Origin of the sequence: Postechiella marina, assembly GCF_039538365.1 — a bacterium.
Taxonomy (GTDB): domain Bacteria; phylum Bacteroidota; class Bacteroidia; order Flavobacteriales; family Flavobacteriaceae; genus Postechiella; species Postechiella marina.
In genome coordinates this window covers 838096-859864 of the sequence record NZ_BAABCA010000001.1, presented here as the reverse complement: position 1 = coordinate 859864, position 21769 = coordinate 838096, and the positions used below count along the sequence as shown (strand labels likewise).

Sequence of the window (21769 nt, the reverse complement as noted above, 5' to 3'; positions counted from 1 at the left end):
CGCTACCCTATATTATTTTAACGCCTTCTGTATTTATTTTAGATACATGAATTTCGAATTTAATTCCAGTTTTAGAATAAATATCATTCATAGCATTTTTTACTTTTAAAGCGGTTTGTTCACTTTTACTTAGCGAAAATATTGATGGTCCAGAACCAGAAATACCTGCGCCTAAAGCTCCATTTTCTATAGCTGCTTTTTTAACATTATTAAAATGCGGTATTAAAGTACTTCGGTATGGTTCTACAATAATATCGTTAAGCGAGTCGCTAATTAAATCGTAATCGCTAGTATGTAAAGCATGCACTAAACTACCAAGATTTGCCCATTGAGCTATGGCATTACTTAACAAAACCTCTTTTGGTAAAACAGCTCTAGATTCTGATGTTTTTATTTCTATCTGCGGATGAATTATAGTGGCGTATAAATCGTTTGGAGATGGAATTTCTAATATTTTTAATGGCGATATACTTTTTACCAAAGTAAAACCACCAAAAAGGGCAGGAGCTAGGTTGTCTGCATGTTCGCACTTACTAGCTAATGCTTCGCCTTTAATGGCAAACTCTGTAAGTTGAGTTTTATTAAATGGACGCCCTATAAGTTCGTTCATTCCAAAAACACTACCAACTGCACTTGCTGCACTACTACCTATACCACTACCTGGTTTTATGTTTTTATAAATTTCTATTTCGAAACCAAAATCGACATCAATAGCATTATACATAGCCAATGCAGAAACACCTGCAACGTTTAGCTCTGCTTCAAAAGGCAAATCGAAACCTTCAATTTTTGTAATATGAATGCCTTTTTTATCTGTTTTTCTTATTACCATATCATCTCCAACGCTATCAAGGCAAAAGCCTAACACATCGAAACCACAGGCGACATTGGCTACAGTTGCTGGCGAGAATATTTTTATTTCGTTCATAATTTAATTATTTCCTATTCTAATAATATCTGCAAATAAACCAGAAGCTGTAACATCTGCTCCTGCACCAGCTCCTTTTATAATCATGGGTTGCTCTGGGTAGCGCTCTGTGTAAAACATAACAATATTATCGCTTCCTTTTAAATTATAAAACGGATGCCCTTCTGGAATTTCTTGTAAACCAACACTTGCTTTTCCATTATTTAAAGTAGCTACATATTTTAACTGACTTTTATTTGCTTTTGCCGAAGCAAATAGAGCTTGATAGTGTGCTTCGTCTGCAATTAATGTTTGATAAAAATCATCGACGCTATCACTATCTACTCCTGCTTGTGATAAGAAAGGCGTATTCTCGATATCTTCTAAATTTAATTGCATTCCGCTTTCTCTAGCAAGAATTAATATTTTTCTAGCTACATCTACACCACTTAAATCTATTCTTGGATCTGGTTCTGTATAGCCCTCTGCACCAGCTTGTTTAACTATGTCGTAAAACTTTGTTGTATCGTCAAAATTATTAAATACAAAGTTTAGACTTCCAGATAAAACAGCATGAATAGATTTTACTTTATCGCCAGATGCAATTAAGTTATTAAGTGTATCTATTATAGGCAAACCTGCACCAACATTAGTTTCGAATAAATAAGGAGCATTATATTTTAAAGACAAACGTTTTAATAATTTATAATTTTCGAAATCGCTAGAACAAGCAATTTTATTACAAGCAACTACACCAATACTTTCTCTTAAATATTGTGCATATAAATTTGCTACATCGTAATTAGCGGTAACATCAACAAAAATACTATTACGCAAATTTAAGTCTCTAGCATTTTCGAAAAAACCTTGTAAAGATGCAGTTTGTCCTTTTTCAAGTTGTTCTTGCCAATTGCTTAAATCTAATCCACTTTCATTAAAAATCATTTTTCTAGAGTTAGATAAACCTGCAACTCTAATATTAATTTTTAAATTTTCTTTTAAGTATTTATTCTGTTGCTTTATTTGCTCTACCAGTTTTTGACCCACATTACCAACGCCAGTTATAAATACGTTTAGTTGTTTAGTTTTTATTTCGAAAAACTGCTCATGTAGTGTATTTAAAGCCTTTTTTACATCTTTTTTAGATATAACAGCAGATATGTTTTTCTCTGAAGCTCCCTGAGCTATAGCTCTAATATTAATATTATTTCTACCTAAAGTACTAAACATTTTACCGCTAATACCTTGGTGGTTTTTCATGTTGTCGCCAACAAGAGCTATAATAGATAAACCCGATTCTGTTATTAACGGATCAATTTTATTCAAGGCTATTTCGTTCTCGAAAACAGTATCTATACTTGCTTTGGCCATTTCTACATCTTTCTCGTCTATACCAATACAAATAGAATGCTCTGATGAGGCTTGAGTAATTAAAATAATATTTATCTTTTCTTGAGAAAGTGTCTCGAATAAACGTTTAGAAAAACCAGGAATACCAACCATACCACTACCTTGTAATGTTATTAAGGCAATATCATCAATATTACTAATACCTTTTACAGGAGCATTTGTTTTTTCTTCATTATTAGAAATTATAGTACCAGATTCTTCTGGAGCCATAGTGTTTTTAATATGAATAGGAATATTTAAATCTAAAACTGGTTGTACTGTAGGTGGATATAGTACTTTGGCTCCAAAATGAGACAGCTCCATAGCTTCTTGATACGAAATTTCTTTTATAGGATACGCTTGTTTTACTTGCTTTGGATTTGTAGTATACATACCACTAACATCGGTCCAAATTTCTAATTGGTCTACTTTTAATGCAGCAGCAACAATTGCAGCTGTAAAATCAGAGCCTCCACGACCTAAAGTTGTTATTTCTCCTAATGCAGACTTAGATACAAACCCAGGAATAATAGTTATACGTTGTACTACCGCAGCAAAGTAATCTTGAATATTTTTGTTTGTAATAGCAAAGTCAACTTCTGCTTTTGTAAAGTTAGAGTTTGTTACAATTAAGTCTTGAGAATTCTTACGATCTGCAGATAAATCACGACTTTTCATCGTTTCTGCTATAATGTAAGACGATAATAGTTCGCCAAAACTCACTAACTTATCAGATGTTTTAGGCGATAATTCATTTATTAAAAAAATACCTTCTAGTAAACTTTTTAATTCGTCTAGTCTAGAACCAACAAACGCCATTACAGCATCGTTATTATTAGGTATTAATTCGTTTACAATATTAAAATGAGTTTCTTCTATACTTTCTAAAACGTCTTTAAATTGTTTGTCTTTATTTTGAGCATATTTTCCAGCAAGTAACAATTTATCTGTTATACCACCTACTGCCGAAACGGTACATATAATAGAGTCGCTTTTAGAATAGTTTTCTAATATGCTTATTACTTTGTTAATGTTTTTTGCAGAACCTACAGAAGTTCCACCAAATTTTAAAACCTTCATTTTTAATGAATTAATGTTTAAATAAATATTTTAAGAAGATGTAATTATAGTAATTACATAATGTGTCCGAAGAAAAATAGATTAGTAACCCCAAAGGGTTGTAATTGTAGCAGAAACAAAAATAAAAGTTGTTGCTCCAAGCGTTGGAGAAGAGATGGTAAGAGTATTTTTGTTTAAATGCTTCATTATTGTATAAATAACGTATCAAAAGTATTACTTTTAAGCTAATAAAAAAACTAAAAATTATTTTTTGAAGCATTCTTATGCGTAATGTATTTTTTTTACGAAAAATGAGCAAGATTATTTCAGAATTGAAAAATCAATAATTTAAATTAAACAATATAAGTAATACATGAAGATTTTTTCTAAAGAACAAATTTATGAAGGAGATAAGTTAACCGCAAAAAAACAAAACATCTCGTCTACAGACTTGATGGAACGTGCAGGTACAGGCATTTTTAATTGGATGCATATGCGTATGCAAGGCGCTCAAGTACCTATTCATGTTTTTTGTGGTATTGGTAATAATGGTGGCGATGGCTTGGTTTTGGCTAGACATTTAGTTACACATGGGTATAATGTAAAAACATACGTAGTTAATTGTAGCGATAAGCGATCTAAAGATTTTTTAATAAATTATGATAGAATTAAAAACGTAACCAAAGATTGGCCTACATTATTGAAATGTGAAGACGATTTTCCAGAAATACATCACGATGACATTATAGTTGATGCTGTTTTTGGTATTGGATTAAATAGAACAATTGATGATTGGGTTAAAGCACTATTTATACATTTTAAAAACTGTAAGGCTTACACTTTATCTGTAGACATTCCTTCTGGATTATATACAGATAAAGCTGTAAAAGATGAAGATGCTGTAGTTTTTGCTGGTTATACATTAAGTTTTGCCACACCAAAATTAGTATTCTTTTTACCCGAAACAGCAAAATACACTGTGCAATGGGAAGTTTTAGATATTGGGTTAGACCAAGAATTTTTGTTTAACACAATAACTGAAGCAGATTTAATAGGAAAGCACGAAGTTTTACCTATGTATATTCCTAGACAAAAATTTGCTCATAAAGGCGAAATGGGGCATAGCCTTATTATTGGTGGTAGTTACGGAAAAATAGGAGCTGTAAACTTAGCAAGTAGAGCTGCTTTAGCAGCAGGAGCAGGGTTAGTTTCTGCTTATGTTCCTAAATGTGGTTATGTACCCATGCAAACAGCTTTTCCAGAAGCCATGGTTATTACAGATAATAATAAACAAATTATTACAGATATAGATTTTGATATTATACCTAATGTTATAGCTATTGGCATTGGTTTAGGCACCAAAAATAAAACGGTTAATGCGCTTTCTGAGTTTTTAAAAGCCAATAAAGCTCCGTTGGTAATAGATGCCGATGCTATAAACATTATAGCTAAAAATAAGACTTTATTAGAATTACTGCCTTATCAATCTGTATTAACACCGCATCCAAAAGAGTTGGAACGTTTAATAGGTAAATGGGAAAACGATTTTGATAAAATTAATAAAACAAAAGCATTCTCTAAAAAATATGGTTTTGTAATTGTAATAAAAGGCGCTAATAGTATTACTGTTTTCGAAGATAAATTATATGTTAACACCACAGGTAATCCAGGTTTAGCTACCGCAGGAAGTGGCGATGTACTTACTGGCATTATTACAGGTTTAATAGCCCAAGGCTATGGAGCCATAGTTGCCACAATTTTTGGTGTATACTTACATGGAAAATCTGCAGATTTAGCTATAGAAAAATATGGTTATCAAAGTTTAATTGCAAGCCATGTTGTTGAGTATCTAGGTGCTGCTTATATGGATTTGTTTAAACAACCAGAACAGCCACCAGAGGTTACAGAACAAGAACAAAGTACTGAGAATGCTAAAACAGATAAGGCCTAAAAAAAAAATACGATATAACAAAAAAGCTGATTAAAGTAATTTAATCAGCTTTTTTTGCGTGTTTTATATTAGATTAAATTTCTAAATTCTCAATCATACTAATCAAAGAAGGGTTTGATGGTCTAGGAGCGTTTGCACTTACAATATTTCCGTTAGGATCTATTAATATAAAACGCGGAATACCCTCTATACCGTAATCTTGTACAAAAGACGATTTCCAATCGTTATCTGCTAATAACTGTATACCACCAAGGTCTTTATCTACAATCATTTTTTTCCATTTATCATAATCTTTTTTCTTATCAATAGATATACTTACAAATTCAATGTTTTTACCATGAAATTGTTTTTCTATTTTCTTTAAAGCAGGAATTTCTCTAATACAAGGTCCACACCAAGTAGCCCAAACATCAATATATACATACTTTCCTTTTAAATCGTCTAAAGACGTTGTACCACCAGCATTATTCTCGTAATTTATAAATTTTGGAGACGCAGCACCAACATTAGTTGCTGTTAGCTTTTTAAGAATTTCTGTAATTTTAGCTTTATGTTCTTCGTTATTAGAGTTTACCATATATGCATCATAAAATGTTTTTGGGTCTCTTTCTCTAACTAAATTTGCATTAGCATAATTAAACAAAATGCCATTTTTAATTTTTTGGTTTGATGTGCTTAAAGCTTCTATTAAAGCCAAACCTCCAGACGATAGTTGTTGGTCTCTAGCAATTTCGCCTGCTTTTCTATTATAATAACTATTTACTATTTTTTTATAATATTGAGACGCTTCATAATCGTCTCCATTGTCATAATCTAAAGATTCAAGCTCGGTTAAAAAGCCTTCAGAAACTTTAAATGTTTGTTTTCTAGTGTAATATTTATGAGCGCTTTCGTAATCAGATAGCATGTTTAAGTAGAAATAATTAATATTTCTTCTTTCTTTTTCAACATAATCTTGAGGTAAACCTGCTGTTTTTTCTAAAGTTTCTATTTGAGAATTAGCAATTTGATCGAATAACTCTTTATAAGCTGCTTCATCTAAGGTGAAAAAATCTCTATTTCCGCCAAGTTTATCTGTTTCAATAGCACGTTTGGCTATTAAATAGTTGCTAATTCTAGAACCGTCTCCTGTAATTTTAAGAGTATTGCTAAAATCTTTAACATCGTAATTTATAACAATGTTATCGCCTGCGTTTAAATAAAGAAACACAGGGTTTTGGCCATCATACAATACATAATCGTTAAGTTTTGTTTTTAACGTGTCTGTAAAAGAGCCATCTTCTGCAACTTTTAACGTTTTTGTAAAAGATCGATCCATTGCGTTTATACTTAAAGACTCTGAACCAACTGTATTTAGTACAGAACCAGATATAATGGCATAATCTATTAGGGCCTCTTTTTTACAAGCAAAAAGGCTAGTAGCAAGGGCAATGATAAAAATTTTTTTCATGTTTGGTTTTTTATAATTTTCGAAAATACATAATAGTTAAGTGTCATATTTAATTTTAACAATTGTTTATTAATCTAAATGATATGTTAAAGCTTCATAATCCACTATTTCTGGTATTATATTTAGAGCAAATAATTGTTTTTGCACATTTATTAAAGTCGTTTTATCTATATTTTTTTGCGACCACTCGGTCATGTCTAGCCATTCTTGTACGTCTTCAATTTGTTGCTCGTATCTATTAGCAATAGTTTTGTCAATACTTGGTATAGCCTTAAATTCTGCTGTTGTGTTATTAATAATATTTAAAATGGTTTTTAAATCGGCTTTATTATGTTTTATAAAATCTTCTCTTACAGCAATAACAAAACATGGCCAAGGAGATGGGCAATTACCTATACGCCTAAAAGTACCATTGTCTACAAGTGGTTTGGTGGTGTATTTTTCCCATAAAAAATAATCTGCTTTGCCAGCTGTTAAACCTTCTACAGCGCCATCAAGATTTTTTATTACTTCAAAATTTAAATCTGTTTCTAAATTCCAAGAGTTATTTTGAGCATTTATATAGGCCATTAAATGCGATCCAGAACCATAACGACTAATTGCAGCTTTAGTTCCTTTTAATTCTTCAATAGATTTATAAGGTGATTTGTGAGCGACATGAATACCCCAATGTAATGGTGTTTCTACAAACGTTTGAACAATTTTTGAAGGATTCCCAGCTATAATGTCTTTTGTTATGCCTTCGGTTAAAATAACAGCAATATCTATTTCGCCTTCGCGAAGTGCTTTACACATGGCACCCGTACCGCCATAATAATCTTTCCAACGTAAATTTATACCTTCATTTTTATACTCTCCATTTTTTAAGGTAAGATACCATGCTAAATTAAAATGCTCTGGAACCCCACCTATATTTACTTTCTTCATAAAAAATTATAATCTATCTAATGTATATTTAATTAGGTTCTCTACTGTTTGTTTAGGGTTGGCGCTAAAAGTACCACTAGCTCTATTTGCTATAATAGCATTAAGTGACATGGCATTATGCCCTAAAAGCTTAGCAAGCCCATAAATACCTGCTGTTTCCATTTCTAAATTAGTAATTCTTGCACCATTATAATTAAAAGAATCTAGTTTACTATTAAATTCTGGTTCGCTTAAATTTAAGCGCAAAACACGCCCTTGAGGTCCATAAAAACCACCAGCAGTTGCTGTTATTCCTTTATTTATTTTAGGGCTATCAAATTGTTTTATTAACGTATCGCTAGCATTTACTACAACGGGATAAGCTTTTTTATTACTCCAGTTTGTATGCTTAATAAAAGCGTTTTCTAAAACAGAATTACCATGTTTTTCTATATAATACGCTTGTAGCAAGCCAACTAGATCTAAACTTTGAGTGCTCATTACAAAAGCATCAACAGGTATGTCTTTTTGTAAAGAACCTGATGTACCTATTCTTATAATGTTAAGCGCAGTAAGGGTTTCTTTTACTTCTCTTGTTTTTAAATCTATATTTACAAGCGCATCAAGTTCATTTAAAACAATATCGATATTGTCTACACCAATACCTGTAGAAATTACAGAAATTCGTTTGCCTTTGTAAGTGCCTGTTTGTGTTTTAAATTCTCTTTTTTGAGTTTCAAATTCTATAGCATCAAAATGCTTTGTTATGTTTTCTATACGATCTGGATCGCCAACAAAAATAATGGTGTTAGCTATATGTTCTGGTTTTAAATTTAAATGATAAACGCTACCATCTGGATTTAAAATTAGTTCTGATTCTTTAATTGGCATCTCTTATCGTTTTTATAAGTTTATTTTCTTTTTTATTAAAATGAAAATCTTGAGTATTTACACCTCCATAAGTCATATTGCTGTTTAGTTCTTTGGCAAAATTACACTGTCCTAATAAGGCGTCAAACCCTTTTCTGTTTAAAGTTAGCTTATTTTTTTCCTCTTTAAAAAACAAATCAAGCTTATCTATAATGGCTATTAATTGCATATCTCCAAAACCATAATAACCTTGATAATTAAGCGCATATCCTAATAAATGATGTTTCGATTTTATGGTGTTACTTTTTACAATTTCTAAAATATTTTTTTCTAGAACATTAAGTCCGCTTTTAGAATCTGGAAAACGTTCTAAATGCGCTTTTAAGCAATGGTTTAAATATTTAAAAGAAGAACTTTTTACTATAAAGGGTTTTAATAAATTATGGTCTTTGCCACAATAAATACCCCAAATGGTTTCGGCTAGTTCTATATCGTCTTTATTTAATTTTACTTTATTTTTATAGTGATTGAATAACTGATTGGGATTTAATTCACTCAATGCTTTTAAGTTTTTTTCACCTTTAACTCTACCACTACAAACTAAATATAACGGAAGGTTAATTTTTTTTTGACGAAGTAAGTTAATAACAGCAATCATGTTAATATTACAAAACAAATCGTATTCAAACCATAATACAATTTCAGAATATAACTCTGGAGTACTTAACTGTTTTAATGCAAACTCAACTTTGTCTAAGTCTAAATCTACGTTATAAAACGTACTTAAAAACTCTCGTCTAAGCTCAATAAATTCGTTAGAATGAATGGTTTCAATAGTTGGTCCTTCGCAAATTATTTCTTGCCAGGTTAGTTTTTCGCCCTCAATTTTTAATTCGTTTAAATAGCTAGTTAAATAACCACCATTTGTAATGTGTAAAATTTGCTTATCCATTTAAATTAGCCACCAACACGTTTAACTTTAAAACCTTTATCCTTTAGCATTTGCATGATTTTATCTCTGTAATCGCCTTGAATAATAATTTTATCATCTTTAAAACTACCACCAACACTAAGTTTAGTTTTGATTTCTTTAGCAAGAATTTTAAAGTCTTCGTTAGCACCAGTGTAGCCTTCTAGAATAGTAATTGGTTTACCTTTTCGCTTTTCGTATTTACAAAGTATGGGGTCTTCCTGCATCCAAATCGTGTTTTTAGAATCGACACTCGATGCTTCAGGATCTGGTGTATGGTCAGGGAATAGGTTTTTAAGTTGATCTTGTAAGTCCATGGTTTTTAAAAAGGGAAATTAAAATAGATTTCTATAAGTTTACTTTTTTATAAGCCCTAATTCTATCAATCTTTCATTTAAGAACTCTCCTGCAGTAATGTCTTCAAATTGTTTTGGGTTCTTGTCGTCTATACAACCTTCTAAAACATTTAATTTCATTTCGCTTATGGGGTGCATAAAAAACGGAATAGAATATCTAGATGTGCCCCAAAGCTCTTTAGGAGGGTTTACAACACGGTGTATGGTAGATTTTAGTTTATTGTTGGTGTGCCTAGAAAGCATATCGCCAACATTTATCATAAGTTCGTCTTGCTCTGCAATAGCATCAATCCATTCGCCTTTGTGGTTTTGCACTTGTAAGCCTTTACCTTGTGCGCCCATTAATAGGGTAATTAGGTTTATATCGCCATGTGCAGCTGCTCGCACAGCTTCTTTTGGTTCCTCTTTAATAGGCGGGTAGTGAATTGGTCTTAAAATGGAATTTCCATTAAAAATATAATCATCAAAATAAGTTTCTTCTAATCCTAAATGTAAAGATAAAGCACGTAAAACATATTTGGCTGTTTTTTCTAACATCTTGTAAGCTTCTTTGCCAACAGTGTTAAAAGCAGCCAACTCATTTACGGTAACATTTTCTGGGTATTCTTTTTTTAATGCATCATTATTCTCTACATATTGTCCAAAATGCCAAAACTCTTTTAAATCTCCTTCTTTTTTACCTTTAGCACTTTCTTTACCAAAAGACACATAACCTCTTTGTCCGCCAATACCTTCAATTTCGTATTTGCGTTTTGTCTCTATTGGCAAAGAGAAAAAATTCTTAACTTCTTTATATAAATTATCAACTAGAGCTTCATTTAAAAAATGACCTTTTAAAGCTACAAACCCTATTTCCTCATAGGCTTTACCTATGGCATCAACAAATTTTTGTTTTCTTACTTCATCTCCCGAAATAAAATCGTTTAAATCAACGCTTGGTATTATATTCATCAGTATATATTTAGATGTGATTAATACAAATGTACAAAAACATTATATAGATTTTAACATTGTATTTTATATCTCATCTTCACTTATAGAGGCTTTTTATATTATATTTGATATTGTTACACCCTGCAAATTTATGAGTAATTCAAAAGTTTTTAATAAAATAAAATACAAGAAAGGTAATTACGAGAAAGAATTATTGCTTACGCTTTATAAAAACCTACTGAAACCTAGAATGATAGAAGAGAAAATGCTTGTTTTATTAAGGCAAGGTAAAATAAGCAAGTGGTTTTCTGGTATAGGCCAAGAAGCAATTTCGGTAGGTGTAACCATGGCGCTTAACAGCAACGAATATATATTACCAATGCACCGAAACCTTGGTGTATTTACAACTAGAAACATTCCTTTATATAGGTTATTTGCCCAATGGCAAGGTAAAGCCTCTGGGTTTACAAAGGGCAGAGATAGATCGTTTCACTTTGGTACACAGCAATATAATATTGTAGGGATGATTTCTCATTTAGGTCCACAACTTGGCGTTGCCGATGGCATAGCTCTAGCTTCAAAATTAAAAAATAATAAAGAGGTTACAGCAGTTTTTACAGGAGAAGGAGGCACAAGCGAAGGCGATTTTCATGAGGCTTTAAATGTCGCTTCTGTATGGCAATTGCCCGTTTTGTTTTGTGTTGAAAATAATGGCTATGGATTGTCTACACCTACAAAAGAGCAATATAATTGTAAAAACATAGCAGATAAAGGTGTGGGTTACGGTATGGAATCGCATATTATTGATGGTAATAATATTTTAAAAATATATAAAAAAGTATCTAAAATAGCAATGAGTATTCGCGAAAATCCGCGACCTGTTTTAATTGAATTTAAAACGTTTAGAATGCGCGGACATGAAGAAGCTAGCGGAACAAAATATGTTCCAGAAGACCTTTTAGAGACTTGGGGCAAGAGAGATCCGGTTGTGAATTTTGAAACATTTTTAAGAGAAGAAGGTCTTTTAAATGAAAACATAGAGACTAAAATTAAAAGTGATTTTATTAATGAAATAAACGAACATTTAGAGGTGTCTTTTAATGAATCTGAAATAACACCTATTGAAACTATCGAGTTAGATGATGTTTATAAGAGTTTTGATAATCAGACAACTAAAAAAAGCACAAATACTCAAGAACTTCGTTTTATTGATGCCATTTCTGAAGGTTTAAAACAAAGTATGGAAACCCATAATAACCTCGTATTAATGGGACAAGATATTGCAGATTATGGAGGTGTGTTTAAAGTTACCGATGGTTTTGTTAAGCAATTTGGAAAAGATCGTGTTAGAAATACACCTATATGCGAATCTGCAATAATAGAAACTGGAATGGGCTTGTCTATAGCTGGTATGAAAGCAGTTGTAGAAATGCAATTTGCAGACTTTGCTAGTTCTGGTTTTAACCCTATTGTAAATTATTTAGCCAAATCTTTTTATAGATGGGGTCAAAAGGCCGATGTGGTAATAAGGATGCCTTGTGGTGGTGGCATTGCAGCAGGACCGTTTCATTCTCAAACAAACGAAGCGTGGTTTACAAAAACACCAGGTTTAAAAGTAGTATATCCTGCTTTTCCTGCAGATGCCAAAGGTTTGTTAGCTAACGCTATAAACGACCCTAATCCGGTGTTATTTTTCGAGCATAAAGGCCTATACAGAACCATACGAGAGGATGTGCCTACAAGTTATTATACAACTCCTTTTGGAAAAGCTTCTATTTTAAAATCTGGAAACGATGTTACTGTTATAAGCTATGGCGCTGCAGTACATTGGGCATTAGAAACTTTGACTAATAACCCAGAAATAGATGCCGATGTTATCGACTTACGCACACTTAAACCACTAGATGTAGCAACCATTTATGCATCGGTTAAAAAAACAGGAAAAGCAATAATACTGCAAGAAGACTCTTTATTTGGAGGTGTTGCAAGCGATATTTCTGCTTTAATTATGGAGCATTGCTTTGAGTATTTAGATGCACCTGTAAAGCGTGTAGCAAGCATGGAAACTCCTATCCCTTTTGCTAAACAACTAGAAACCCAATATTTACCTAAAACCAAATTTGAAAAAGCTTTAAAAGCTTTATTATCTTATTAAAACCCTATACATTGAAAAGAAGACATTTTATTAAAAAATCGTTGCTAAGCTCTGCAGCAACTTTAATTGGCGGAAATATTATTTACTCTGCGTCAATGCCTGATAATTACACCCCACTAGTATTTCAAGATCCAGATCCCTATAAATTATTTGGAAAAGATCCAGAAATGACCATTTTAAACAATAAACCATGGAATATTGAAGCTAAAGCACATTTATTAAATGATAACGTTACGCCTAACAAGTCTATGTTTGTTAGAAATAACGGACTAATTCCGCAAGATATAGATGTTTCTAAATGGACTATAACCTTTGATGGTGAATCTGTTGTTAGTTCTAAAACATATACATTACAAGATTTAAAAACTAAATTTAAACATTATACCTACCAGCTAACTTTAGAGTGTGGTGGTAATGGTCGTAGTGAATTTAATCCGCCTGCAAAAGGCAATCAATGGACTATTGGCGCTGTTTCTTGTGCAGAATGGACAGGTGTTAGACTTAAAGATGTACTTGAAGATGTTGGCATTAAAAACAATGCTGTTTATATAGGCTATCATGGCGCAGATATACATTTAAGCAAAGACCCAACTAAAGAAGCTATTTCTAGAGGTGTACCCATGTATAAAGCCTATCAAGAAGAAACGCTTTTAGCTTTTAAAATGAATGGAGAAGATATTCCTTTAACTCATGGCTATCCATTACGTTTAGTAGCTGGTGGCTGGCCTGCATCGACTTCGGGAAAATGGATAAAAGGAATTAGCGTACGAGACAAAATACATGATGGCGCTAAAATGAAAGCTCCGTCGTATACTGTACCATGTAACACGGTTTCTCCTGGCGATAAAGTTAAAGAAGAAAACATGTGTATTATTGAAAGTATGCCAGTAAAATCTTTAATTACATACCCCAAAACTGGAGCTATGATAAACGAAGGCGAATCTTTAAATATTAAAGGTCATGCATGGGCTGGAGAATTAGCAGTTAAGTCTATGGCGTACTCTATAGATTTTGGAGCCACATGGAACACATGCGTGCTTAACAAGCCTATAAATCGTTTAGCTTGGCAGCATTTTAATGCAACAATAAAATTCCCTAAAAAAGGATATTATGAGGTTTGGGCGAAAGCAACAGACGAAAATGGAGTAAGCCAACCCATGATTGTACCTGGCTGGAACCCAAAAGGCTATTTAAATAATGCGTGTCACCGAATAGCTGTAAAAGTAAAGTAAATGAATTCGAACGATTTTAAACAAACTGTAAAAGCTATATATATAAAACTTGTTTTGTTTTTTGCTTTGTTAGTATTTGTTGCTATAATGCTAATTATAAAAATTACAAACCCATCTTTTTTAAATACTCAGAAAGAAGAGGTAGAGGTTAATCAATATGTGTCTACAGATGGTATTGACCCTAATGAAATAAAAAATGGTATACACTTGCCAACAGGTTTTAAAGAAGGTGATGGATTATTCGAAGTAGTAATAAGCTGCACACCATGCCACTCGGCAAAATTAGTTACTCAAAACAGAGCTACAAAAGAAGGATGGTCAAGCATTATTAAATGGATGCAAGAAACCCAAAATTTATGGGATTTAGGAGAAAACGAATCTATTATAGTTAACTATCTAGCTACACACTACGCACCAGAAAACAAGGGAAGAAGAGAGAATTTAAAAGATATTGATTGGTATGATTTAAAATAAACAGAGGAGCCATTACTAAGTTGCCGCTAAGTAATGGCGCCTTATAACTTATTTTATTTCAGTTTCAGAAAGAATAAAAGGATATACTTTTTTCAAAGTTTTTATATCTTCTTCTGATAGCATTTCTGGCGATTTTTTTAACACATTTTCACTGTACTTAGAACGCAATTCAAAGTAAGCTTTTGTTATTTCGTCTTGTACAGCTATAAATTTACTATAGCTTGTTAATTTTGTGTTCTGCAGAGAAATAATAGCTTTTGTTGGATGGTCTGAAGAGATATTAGATTTATTTCCGCTACAATATGTACAACTACCATTACCATTATTATCAATAAATGTTTTTGTAATATTTTTAACCTCATTAATTGGTGTTACCAGATTATTTACCATTATTTCATTTTCGCTATTAATAGCTATTCGCAAAATATTACGTTCGTAAATGTCTCCAGAACAATCTATACCAGGCGGACACTCTTTTGGTAATTTTCGTTGTATACCTTGGTCTTTGGGTATAACCGCTGTTACTAAAAAGAAAACAAGTAATAAAAATGCAATGTCTGCCATGGAACCGGCATTTACTTCTGGAAGTAATTTTGTTCGTCTCATTATATTATAATTTAAAATGTTAATAATCTGTTAATTAACACAAAAATGATGCCTTAAATTTCTGATTACAAATGCGTTTTAATTATCGCACTAAAAAAAATAATTTTATACTATATTATATATTTAGGAACGGTATTTGTTAATTTATAGCTAAAGCACTTGACGCGTTTCATTTAAAAAAATATCTTTGAGACTTAAAAGTGTGTCATTTTTAAACAACACATATTACATTACAAATGAAGTTGACTGTCTTTTATTTTTCTTTTTTAACATTGTTATTTATGTCTTTTGGACTGAATGCACAAATAGATAGTAAAAATAAATCTTTTGCTATTCCTGCAGTTAAAGCACCTAAAGACTCGTTAGACTCTAAGCCATTATTACCAGCTAAACCAGATTTAAAAGATAAATTGAGTAGTTTAGATTTTCCTAAACCATTACCAGAATTAAATTTACCTAAAAAAGAATTTTCTATGTTTCCTAGTGAAGAATTTGCTAATCCAGGTGAATTATACACTAAAAAATTAGAGAAAATTGAAAAAGCTTTGCTACCAGAAGGTCATGGCGAAAATAGCGGATTAAAAGAAGATGCTTATTGGGGAGATTATAGAACAACATCTAAATATATAAATATTCAATACCGAGATCATGGTATGATTGATGGCGATTTATTAAGGGTTATAGTAAATGGTGATGTTATTAGATCTCGCGAATATTTAAGCAGAGGATTTAATGGTTTTAAATTAAATCTGGAAGAAGGCTTTAATAAAATTGAGTTTTATGCTATAAATGAAGGTAGTGCATTACCAAATACAGCACAATATAGAATTGTAGACGATAAAAGCAGTGTTATTACTGGTAAGGTATGGGCACTTGCAGCAGGTGTAAAAGTTACTATAATAATTATTAAAGAATGATACTTGTTTTTATTTCCTTTATATCGGGAATGCAAGTATTAATTTACTTTTTAATTGATAAACTAAAACTTAATATTTCGAAATTTTTAGTTCTAGCTTTAATTTTAATAAGCAATTTTGTAGTGTTTCCCCATATTTTTGTTCCAAAAATAGAAACAGTTAGAGCCAATTGTGGCATGCCCATACTTGGCATTTATTTAGGCTTTTGGATATTTGGCAATCTAGCAGCCTTAGGAACTTATGTTGTTTGGATAACTAACATCTCCTTTAAAAATAAAATCTAAAACATAAACGGGTTTATATCTACAGTATATCATTAATTAATTTTAACTCTTCATCTGTAAAACTTAAATAATCTAAAGCTTTTACATTTTCTTTTAATTGACTTGAAGAGCTAGCGCCAATCAGCACAGATGCTACTTGAGGTTGTCTTAAAATCCAAGCAATTGCCATTTGCGATAATTTTTGTCCGCGTTGCTTTGCTATAGTATTTAAAGCCTGTATTTTTTCAATATTATTATTTACTGTTTCTGTATTTAAATACGTTAAATCTTTGGCTGCACGAGAGCCTTCAGGAATACCATTTAAATATTTATCTGTAAGCATGCCTTGTGCTAAAGGTGAAAAAGCAATACAACCAACACCATTGTCTTTTAGAGTGTTTAGTAAATCTTTCTCTACCCAGCGATCTAACATAGAATATCGTGCTTGATGCAATATAAAAGGCACATTTAAGTCTTTAAGTATTTTAGCTGCCTTATCTGCTTCTTTAGCTTCATAATTAGATATTCCAGCATACAACGCTTTTCCTTGTCTTACAATATCTGCAAGAGCTCCCATAGTTTCTTCTAAAGGCGTATCTGGATCTGGTCTATGATGATAAAAAATATCAACATAATCTAAATTCATACGTTTTAAACTTTGGTCTATACTCGAAATTAAATATTTTCTAGAACCTAGGTTACCATAAGGTCCTGGCCACATATCGTAACCTGCTTTGGTAGCTATAAAAAGCTCGTCTCTGTATGGTTTAAAATCAGTTTTTAAAATTGTACCAAAGTTCTCTTCGGCCGAGCCATAAGGAGGCCCATAATTATTAGCTAAATCGAAATGAGTAATTCCTAAATCGAATGCAGTACGTAAAACACTTCTAGCATTTTGTATGGCATCAACAAAACCAAAATTATGCCACAAACCTAAAGATAAGGCAGGTAGTAAAACACCACTTTTTCCGCTTCTATTATAAGTCATGGAGTCGTATCTTTTTGGTGAGGCTTGGTAACTTGTAGTATTACTTTTATCGTTTATTTGCATAGCTTTATAAAAATGAAATGCAAAAATATAAATTACTTTTTATAGTGGTGTAAACTTTAAAAAAAATCCATATTAAATCTTCAGAATTAAAAAAAATCTAGAATTTTCCGGTCAATCATTCGTTATAAACGCTCGAAAGGTGTTATTTTTGTGCGCTACAAAATTGTATTCATGCCGATATCCACAACAGAATTAGAAGAAAGAAAAACAGGTAAAGATTTATATAGTTATCAAAAAGGAGCTATTGATAAAATTTTTCAAAGTTTTGAGGATTCTCCAAAAGACTATCATTTATTATATCAATTACCAACAGGAGGAGGAAAAACAGTTATTTTCTCTGAAATAGTTAGACAATACTTAAAACTTCACAATAAAAAAGTATTAGTGATGACGCATAGAATTGAGCTATGCAGACAAACATCTAAAATGCTTACCGAGTTTGGAGTTAACAATAAAGTTGTAGAAAGTAAAGCTAACCTAGACGACCAAGCAGATTACAGTTGTTTTGTTGCCATGGTAGAAACCTTAAATAATAGACTAAACGATGATAAATTAGATATTTCTGATATAGGATTAGTTATTATTGATGAGGCACATTATAACTCGTTTACAAAACTTTTTAAATTCTTTAGTCAGTCGTTTATTCTTGGTGTAACAGCAACACCTTTAAGTTCTAACATGGAACTACCAATGACTGATAATTATGATGAGTTAATTGTAGGAGAAACGATAGAATCTTTAATAGAAAATGGATTTTTGGCTCGTGCCGATATGTTTTCTTACAACGTAGGCTTAACATCATTAGTCGTAGGAGCTAATGGAGATTATACTGTAAAATCTTCTGAAGATTTATATACAGATAATGGTATGCTTGATAAATTAATTCAGGCTTATGAAGAACGCGCAAAAGGCAAGAAAACTCTAATATTTAATAATGGTATTAACACCTCTTTACATGTTTACGACACCTTTAAAAGAGCAGGTTACCCTATTGCACACCTAGATAATACTAACTCTAAAAAAGAACGTGCATTAATTTTAAAGTGGTTTAAAAATACACCAGGAGCTATATTAACATCTGTTAGTATACTTACTACTGGTTTTGATGAACCATCTGTAGAAAGTATTATTTTAAATAGAGCTACTAAATCGTTAACATTATACTATCAAATGATTGGGCGTGGTTCTCGTATTTTTAAGAATAAAAGCTCGTTTAGTGTTATAGATTTAGGAAACAACTTCCATCGTTTTGGTGCGTGGGGTGAAGATCTAGATTGGCAAAAAATATTTAGATCTCCTAATTATTATTTAGATGCTATTTTAGGTGATGAAGAGTTAGAAAGTAATTTTAGATATGAAATGCCAGACGAGCTAAGAGCAGAATTTGGTAAATCTGAAGAGGTTTATTTTGATATTCAAAAAACATATATAGAATCTATACGAGCAGGAGAATCGTCTAAGGTTGTTTTAGAACGATCTATAGCACAACACGGTAAAATTTGTATAGAAAATAGTGAAGATGTTTATGATGCTTTAGCATTAGCAAAAAAACTTGGAGAAGATATCGATTTTAGAATTAAGCGCTATACCAAATGCATTAGTAAAAGTACATTTAACTTTGTAGAATGGCTAAGAGGCGAGTATAGAAAGAAATTAAACTCTTATCTGCGAACCAATTTTGACGAAGTCTTTGAAGAAATTCATGGCTACCCTCCAGAAGATTAATATTAATCTTACTGTTTAGTAGCATATTAATTATAATCGTCTTTAAAATAAGCGTACATTTGTATAAAATAAATGGTACAAAACACTTGTATTTTAAAGTTTTTTGATTAAATTATCAATAAAATTTTAACACATAAAATATAAACAGCCTTCAAGTAAGGTAAATTAACTCATTAACTAATAAAAATTGCTAGGAATAAACTATGGCTAAATCACAAGTTACATTTAATAAAATAGAAAAAGAAAAAAAGCGCTTAAAGAAAAGAGAAGAAAAACAAAAGAAAAAAGAAGCGCGTAAAGCAGAAAAAGAAGCTAACGGTACAGAAGGCATTCAATTTGCTTACGTAGACTTTAATGGTAATTTAACAGATACACCACCAGATCCAGCTATGCGCGAAAAAGTAGAAGCTGAAAGTATTGAATTAGGTATCCCGAAGAAAGAAGATAGAGAAGAAGAGGAGCCAGCAAACAAAGAAGGTAAAGTTTCGTTTTTCGATCATTCTAAAGGTTTTGGTTTTATTATAGATAGCATAAACCAAGAAAAATATTTTGTACACGTTAGTGGTGTTCTTGAAGAAATTACTGAAAATGATAAGGTAACTTACGAGTTAGAACGCGGACAAAAAGGAATGAATGCTGTAAGAGTAAAGAAAATATAATTTTCTTCTTACTTCAACACAAAACGCTTTCTATTTTACACAGAAAACATGATAATAACAAAAAAGTCAGTGCTTATAATATTGGCTTTTTTTTCTATTTATATTATTTGGGGTTCCACTTATCTCCTAAATAAAATAGCAGTTACAGAGCTACCTCCATTTTTTGTAGCTTCTATAAGGTTTACTATTGCTAGTGCTCTTGTATTTACAATAGCCAAACTTATGGGGTTAAGTTTAAAAATTACCAAAAAGCAATTTCTTAATTGCATTATTGCCGGTTTTTTATTTTTAGTATATGGCAACGGTGTATTTATTTGGGCATTAAGATATGTAGATAGCGGTTTTGCTGCTCTCGAAGCATCTACACAACCCTTATTTGTATTGCTATTAATGCGATTGGTAGATGGTAAAAAAATGCAAAAAAAATCGTTAATAGGTGTTGCATTGGGTATATTTGGAATGTACCTATTAGTAAGCCAAAAAACGTTAACCACAAGCAACGAGACTTTATTAGGTATGTTTATGATACTTACCTGCGTATTGGCTTGGAGCTATGGTAGTGTTTTTGTTGCTAAAGCAGATTTGCCTAAAAACTTTTTTGTTAGTACAGCTTATCAAATGATAAGTGCAGGTGTACTTCTAGCTATTTTTAGTGCAACATGTAACGAGACATGGGTAATACCAACACAGTGGAGTGTAAAGGTAAAATGGGCTGTAACTCTTTTAATAGTTTTTGGAGGTGTTGTTGCCTTTACAGCTTTTAATTATTTGCTAAAAGAAGTATCTACAGAAAAGGTATCTACATCGGCATATGTTAATCCTATAATAGCCATAATATTAGGCTGGTTTATATTAGACGAAGAAGTAACACTTCAAACAGGAATAGCTGCTTTAGTTCTTTTAACTGGAGTTTATTTTATTACAACAAGAAAAAAAATAAAAACACGGGTTATTGGAAATTAAAACAGCATTAAAATTCATGCTAATAAGCACTTTGTCTTTTGCGTGCATGAACGCTATAGTAAAACATCTAGTACACATAAATGCTTTTCAGATTGTATTTTTTAGATCTATAAGCTCTTTAGTATTTACTTTCGGTTTTTTATTAAAATATAAAATCCCGCTTAAAGGCAATAATCAAAAATTACTTATAACCAGAGGTTTAGTAGGTTTAACTTCTATGACCTTGTTTTTTATGGCTACTAAGTATCTAGCTATAGGCACCGCTGTATCGTTACGTTATATGGCTCCAATATTTGCAGGTATATTTGCTGTTTTTTTATTAAAAGAAGTTATAAAGCCATTGCAATGGATCTTTTTTGCTATGGCGTTTTCTGGCGTAATTATAATTAAAGGCTTCGATTCGCAAATGGATGCTACAGGATTATTACTCGCTATAGGATCTGCAATTTTTAGTGGGTTTGTATATGTTATTATTAGCAAAATTGGAAAATCTGAACACCCAGTTGTAGTGGTAAATTATTTTATGATTATTTCTACTATTGTTGGTGGTGTTTTAGCTATACCGTATTGGATAAATCCAGTAGGATTAGAGTGGGGGTTATTACTCGCTTTAGGTGTATTTGGTTTTTTTGGTCAAGTTTTTATGACCAAAGCTTTTCAAGTAGCTACAACAAACCAGACAGCTCCTCTTAAATACCTAGAGGTTATTTTTACAGTACTTTTTGGTGTTTTTGTTTTTAGCGAAATTTATACCCTTTGGAGTCTTTTAGGTATCGCTTTAATTATAACCGGGTTAATTTTAAACATTTTATATAAGAAGCGGGTAGAAAATAAACAGAAACATCAAGTTTAATCTATTATTTTTATTCTTATATATATAATCGATTAAAAAAAAAAAGGATTATAAATTTAAATACCCCAATATTTTATCTT

At 31.6% G+C, this 21769-nt stretch carries 19 protein-coding genes; 9 read left to right on the top strand and 10 right to left on the bottom strand.

The window, feature by feature from the left end:
- Positions 1 to 7: 7 nt before the first annotated feature.
- Both ABD715_RS03545 and thrA read right to left on the bottom strand, forming a co-directional pair.
- Positions 8 to 928 carry a homoserine kinase gene (locus ABD715_RS03545; protein ID WP_344786690.1) on the bottom strand — a complete coding sequence of 307 codons (921 nt, stop codon included), beginning with the start codon at positions 926 to 928 and terminating at the stop codon, positions 8 to 10.
- Positions 929 to 931: 3 nt separating this feature from the next.
- A complete protein-coding gene (thrA, locus tag ABD715_RS03540; RefSeq protein ID WP_344786689.1) occupies positions 932 to 3376 on the bottom strand; it encodes a bifunctional aspartate kinase/homoserine dehydrogenase I in 2445 nt (814 codons plus the stop codon).
- Between the two features lie 352 nt (positions 3377 to 3728).
- On the opposite strand from thrA, the gene ABD715_RS03535 reads away from it, so the two are divergent.
- Positions 3729 to 5306, top strand: coding sequence for an NAD(P)H-hydrate dehydratase (locus tag ABD715_RS03535; protein ID WP_344786688.1), 1578 nt, complete (start codon positions 3729 to 3731; stop codon positions 5304 to 5306).
- A 73-nt stretch (positions 5307 to 5379) separates the two neighbouring features.
- On the opposite strand, the gene ABD715_RS03530 is transcribed toward ABD715_RS03535, so the two are convergent.
- The 6 genes from ABD715_RS03530 to ABD715_RS03505 all read right to left on the bottom strand — a co-directional run bounded on the left by ABD715_RS03530 (position 5380) and on the right by ABD715_RS03505 (position 10809).
- Entirely contained in the window at positions 5380 to 6756 is a 1377-nt protein-coding gene (locus tag ABD715_RS03530) for a TlpA family protein disulfide reductase (RefSeq protein ID WP_344786687.1), read from the bottom strand.
- Positions 6757 to 6825: 69 nt separating this feature from the next.
- On the bottom strand, positions 6826 to 7683 hold the full coding sequence (locus ABD715_RS03525) for a substrate-binding domain-containing protein (protein WP_344786686.1): 858 nt from the start codon (positions 7681 to 7683) through the stop codon (positions 6826 to 6828).
- 6 nt (positions 7684 to 7689) lie between these two features.
- On the bottom strand, positions 7690 to 8553 hold the full coding sequence (locus tag ABD715_RS03520; RefSeq protein ID WP_344786685.1) for a nucleoside phosphorylase: 864 nt from the start codon (positions 8551 to 8553) through the stop codon (positions 7690 to 7692).
- Positions 8543 to 9484 (bottom strand): DUF1835 domain-containing protein, encoded by a 942-nt coding sequence (locus ABD715_RS03515; protein WP_344786684.1) that lies wholly within the window; start codon positions 9482 to 9484, stop codon positions 8543 to 8545. The genes ABD715_RS03520 and ABD715_RS03515 overlap by 11 nt, the downstream gene beginning before the upstream one ends.
- 5 nt (positions 9485 to 9489) lie before the next feature.
- A complete protein-coding gene (locus tag ABD715_RS03510; RefSeq protein ID WP_344786683.1) occupies positions 9490 to 9819 on the bottom strand; it encodes a translation initiation factor in 330 nt (109 codons plus the stop codon).
- 39 nt (positions 9820 to 9858) lie between these two features.
- A complete protein-coding gene (locus ABD715_RS03505; protein WP_344786682.1) occupies positions 9859 to 10809 on the bottom strand; it encodes an isopenicillin N synthase family dioxygenase in 951 nt (316 codons plus the stop codon).
- Positions 10810 to 10942: 133 nt separating this feature from the next.
- On the opposite strand from ABD715_RS03505, the gene ABD715_RS03500 reads away from it, so the two are divergent.
- Genes ABD715_RS03500 through ABD715_RS03490 form a run of 3 tightly spaced genes read left to right on the top strand, consistent with a single transcriptional unit; the run spans position 10943 to position 14652 of the window.
- Positions 10943 to 12946: an alpha-ketoacid dehydrogenase subunit alpha/beta gene (locus ABD715_RS03500; RefSeq protein ID WP_344786681.1), complete on the top strand. Its 2004-nt coding sequence runs from the start codon at positions 10943 to 10945 to the stop codon at positions 12944 to 12946.
- A gap of 11 nt (positions 12947 to 12957) precedes the next feature.
- Positions 12958 to 14178, top strand: a complete 1221-nt coding sequence (locus tag ABD715_RS03495) for a sulfite oxidase (protein ID WP_344786680.1) — start codon at positions 12958 to 12960, stop codon at positions 14176 to 14178.
- Positions 14179 to 14652, top strand: coding sequence for a monoheme cytochrome C (locus ABD715_RS03490; protein WP_344786679.1), 474 nt, complete (start codon positions 14179 to 14181; stop codon positions 14650 to 14652).
- Positions 14653 to 14700: 48 nt separating this feature from the next.
- On the opposite strand, the gene ABD715_RS03485 is transcribed toward ABD715_RS03490, so the two are convergent.
- Positions 14701 to 15258, bottom strand: a complete 558-nt coding sequence (locus tag ABD715_RS03485) for an ExbD/TolR family protein (protein WP_344786678.1) — start codon at positions 15256 to 15258, stop codon at positions 14701 to 14703.
- 281 nt (positions 15259 to 15539) lie between these two features.
- Here ABD715_RS03485 and ABD715_RS03480 point away from each other — a divergent pair, with 281 nt between their 5' ends.
- Positions 15540 to 16175: a hypothetical protein gene (locus ABD715_RS03480; protein WP_344786677.1), complete on the top strand. Its 636-nt coding sequence runs from the start codon at positions 15540 to 15542 to the stop codon at positions 16173 to 16175.
- Between the two features lie 303 nt (positions 16176 to 16478).
- On the opposite strand, the gene mgrA is transcribed toward ABD715_RS03480, so the two are convergent.
- Positions 16479 to 17489 (bottom strand): L-glyceraldehyde 3-phosphate reductase, encoded by a 1011-nt coding sequence (mgrA, locus tag ABD715_RS03475; RefSeq protein WP_344786676.1) that lies wholly within the window; start codon positions 17487 to 17489, stop codon positions 16479 to 16481.
- Positions 17490 to 17660: 171 nt separating this feature from the next.
- Here mgrA and ABD715_RS03470 point away from each other — a divergent pair, with 171 nt between their 5' ends.
- The 4 genes from ABD715_RS03470 (at position 17661) to ABD715_RS03455 (ending at position 21689) form a co-directional block, all read left to right on the top strand.
- Positions 17661 to 19214, top strand: coding sequence for a DEAD/DEAH box helicase (locus tag ABD715_RS03470; RefSeq protein ID WP_344786675.1), 1554 nt, complete (start codon positions 17661 to 17663; stop codon positions 19212 to 19214).
- A 203-nt stretch (positions 19215 to 19417) separates the two neighbouring features.
- The gene (locus ABD715_RS03465; RefSeq protein ID WP_344786674.1) at positions 19418 to 19873 is read left to right on the top strand and encodes a cold-shock protein; all 456 of its coding nucleotides are present in this window, start codon (positions 19418 to 19420) and stop codon (positions 19871 to 19873) included.
- A gap of 48 nt (positions 19874 to 19921) precedes the next feature.
- Positions 19922 to 20836 (top strand): EamA family transporter, encoded by a 915-nt coding sequence (locus ABD715_RS03460; protein WP_344786673.1) that lies wholly within the window; start codon positions 19922 to 19924, stop codon positions 20834 to 20836.
- The gene (locus ABD715_RS03455) at positions 20826 to 21689 is read left to right on the top strand and encodes a DMT family transporter (protein ID WP_344786672.1); all 864 of its coding nucleotides are present in this window, start codon (positions 20826 to 20828) and stop codon (positions 21687 to 21689) included. Before ABD715_RS03460 ends, ABD715_RS03455 begins: the two co-directional genes overlap by 11 nt.
- Positions 21690 to 21769 lie beyond the last annotated feature (80 nt).

Coding starts and splice junctions, on each gene's coding strand:
- ABD715_RS03545 (WP_344786690.1), bottom strand. CDS start 928: ATGAACGAAATAAAAATATTCTCGCCAGCAACTGTAGCCAATGTCGCC.
- thrA (WP_344786689.1), bottom strand. CDS start 3,376: ATGAAGGTTTTAAAATTTGGTGGAACTTCTGTAGGTTCTGCAAAAAAC.
- ABD715_RS03535 (WP_344786688.1), top strand. CDS start 3,729: ATGAAGATTTTTTCTAAAGAACAAATTTATGAAGGAGATAAGTTAACC.
- ABD715_RS03530 (WP_344786687.1), bottom strand. CDS start 6,756: ATGAAAAAAATTTTTATCATTGCCCTTGCTACTAGCCTTTTTGCTTGT.
- ABD715_RS03525 (WP_344786686.1), bottom strand. CDS start 7,683: ATGAAGAAAGTAAATATAGGTGGGGTTCCAGAGCATTTTAATTTAGCA.
- ABD715_RS03520 (WP_344786685.1), bottom strand. CDS start 8,553: ATGCCAATTAAAGAATCAGAACTAATTTTAAATCCAGATGGTAGCGTT.
- ABD715_RS03515 (WP_344786684.1), bottom strand. CDS start 9,484: ATGGATAAGCAAATTTTACACATTACAAATGGTGGTTATTTAACTAGC.
- ABD715_RS03510 (WP_344786683.1), bottom strand. CDS start 9,819: ATGGACTTACAAGATCAACTTAAAAACCTATTCCCTGACCATACACCA.
- ABD715_RS03505 (WP_344786682.1), bottom strand. CDS start 10,809: ATGAATATAATACCAAGCGTTGATTTAAACGATTTTATTTCGGGAGAT.
- ABD715_RS03500 (WP_344786681.1), top strand. CDS start 10,943: ATGAGTAATTCAAAAGTTTTTAATAAAATAAAATACAAGAAAGGTAAT.
- ABD715_RS03490 (WP_344786679.1), top strand. CDS start 14,179: ATGAATTCGAACGATTTTAAACAAACTGTAAAAGCTATATATATAAAA.
- ABD715_RS03485 (WP_344786678.1), bottom strand. CDS start 15,258: ATGAGACGAACAAAATTACTTCCAGAAGTAAATGCCGGTTCCATGGCA.
- ABD715_RS03480 (WP_344786677.1), top strand. CDS start 15,540: ATGTCTTTTGGACTGAATGCACAAATAGATAGTAAAAATAAATCTTTT.
- mgrA (WP_344786676.1), bottom strand. CDS start 17,489: ATGCAAATAAACGATAAAAGTAATACTACAAGTTACCAAGCCTCACCA.
- ABD715_RS03470 (WP_344786675.1), top strand. CDS start 17,661: ATGCCGATATCCACAACAGAATTAGAAGAAAGAAAAACAGGTAAAGAT.
- ABD715_RS03465 (WP_344786674.1), top strand. CDS start 19,418: ATGGCTAAATCACAAGTTACATTTAATAAAATAGAAAAAGAAAAAAAG.
- ABD715_RS03460 (WP_344786673.1), top strand. CDS start 19,922: ATGATAATAACAAAAAAGTCAGTGCTTATAATATTGGCTTTTTTTTCT.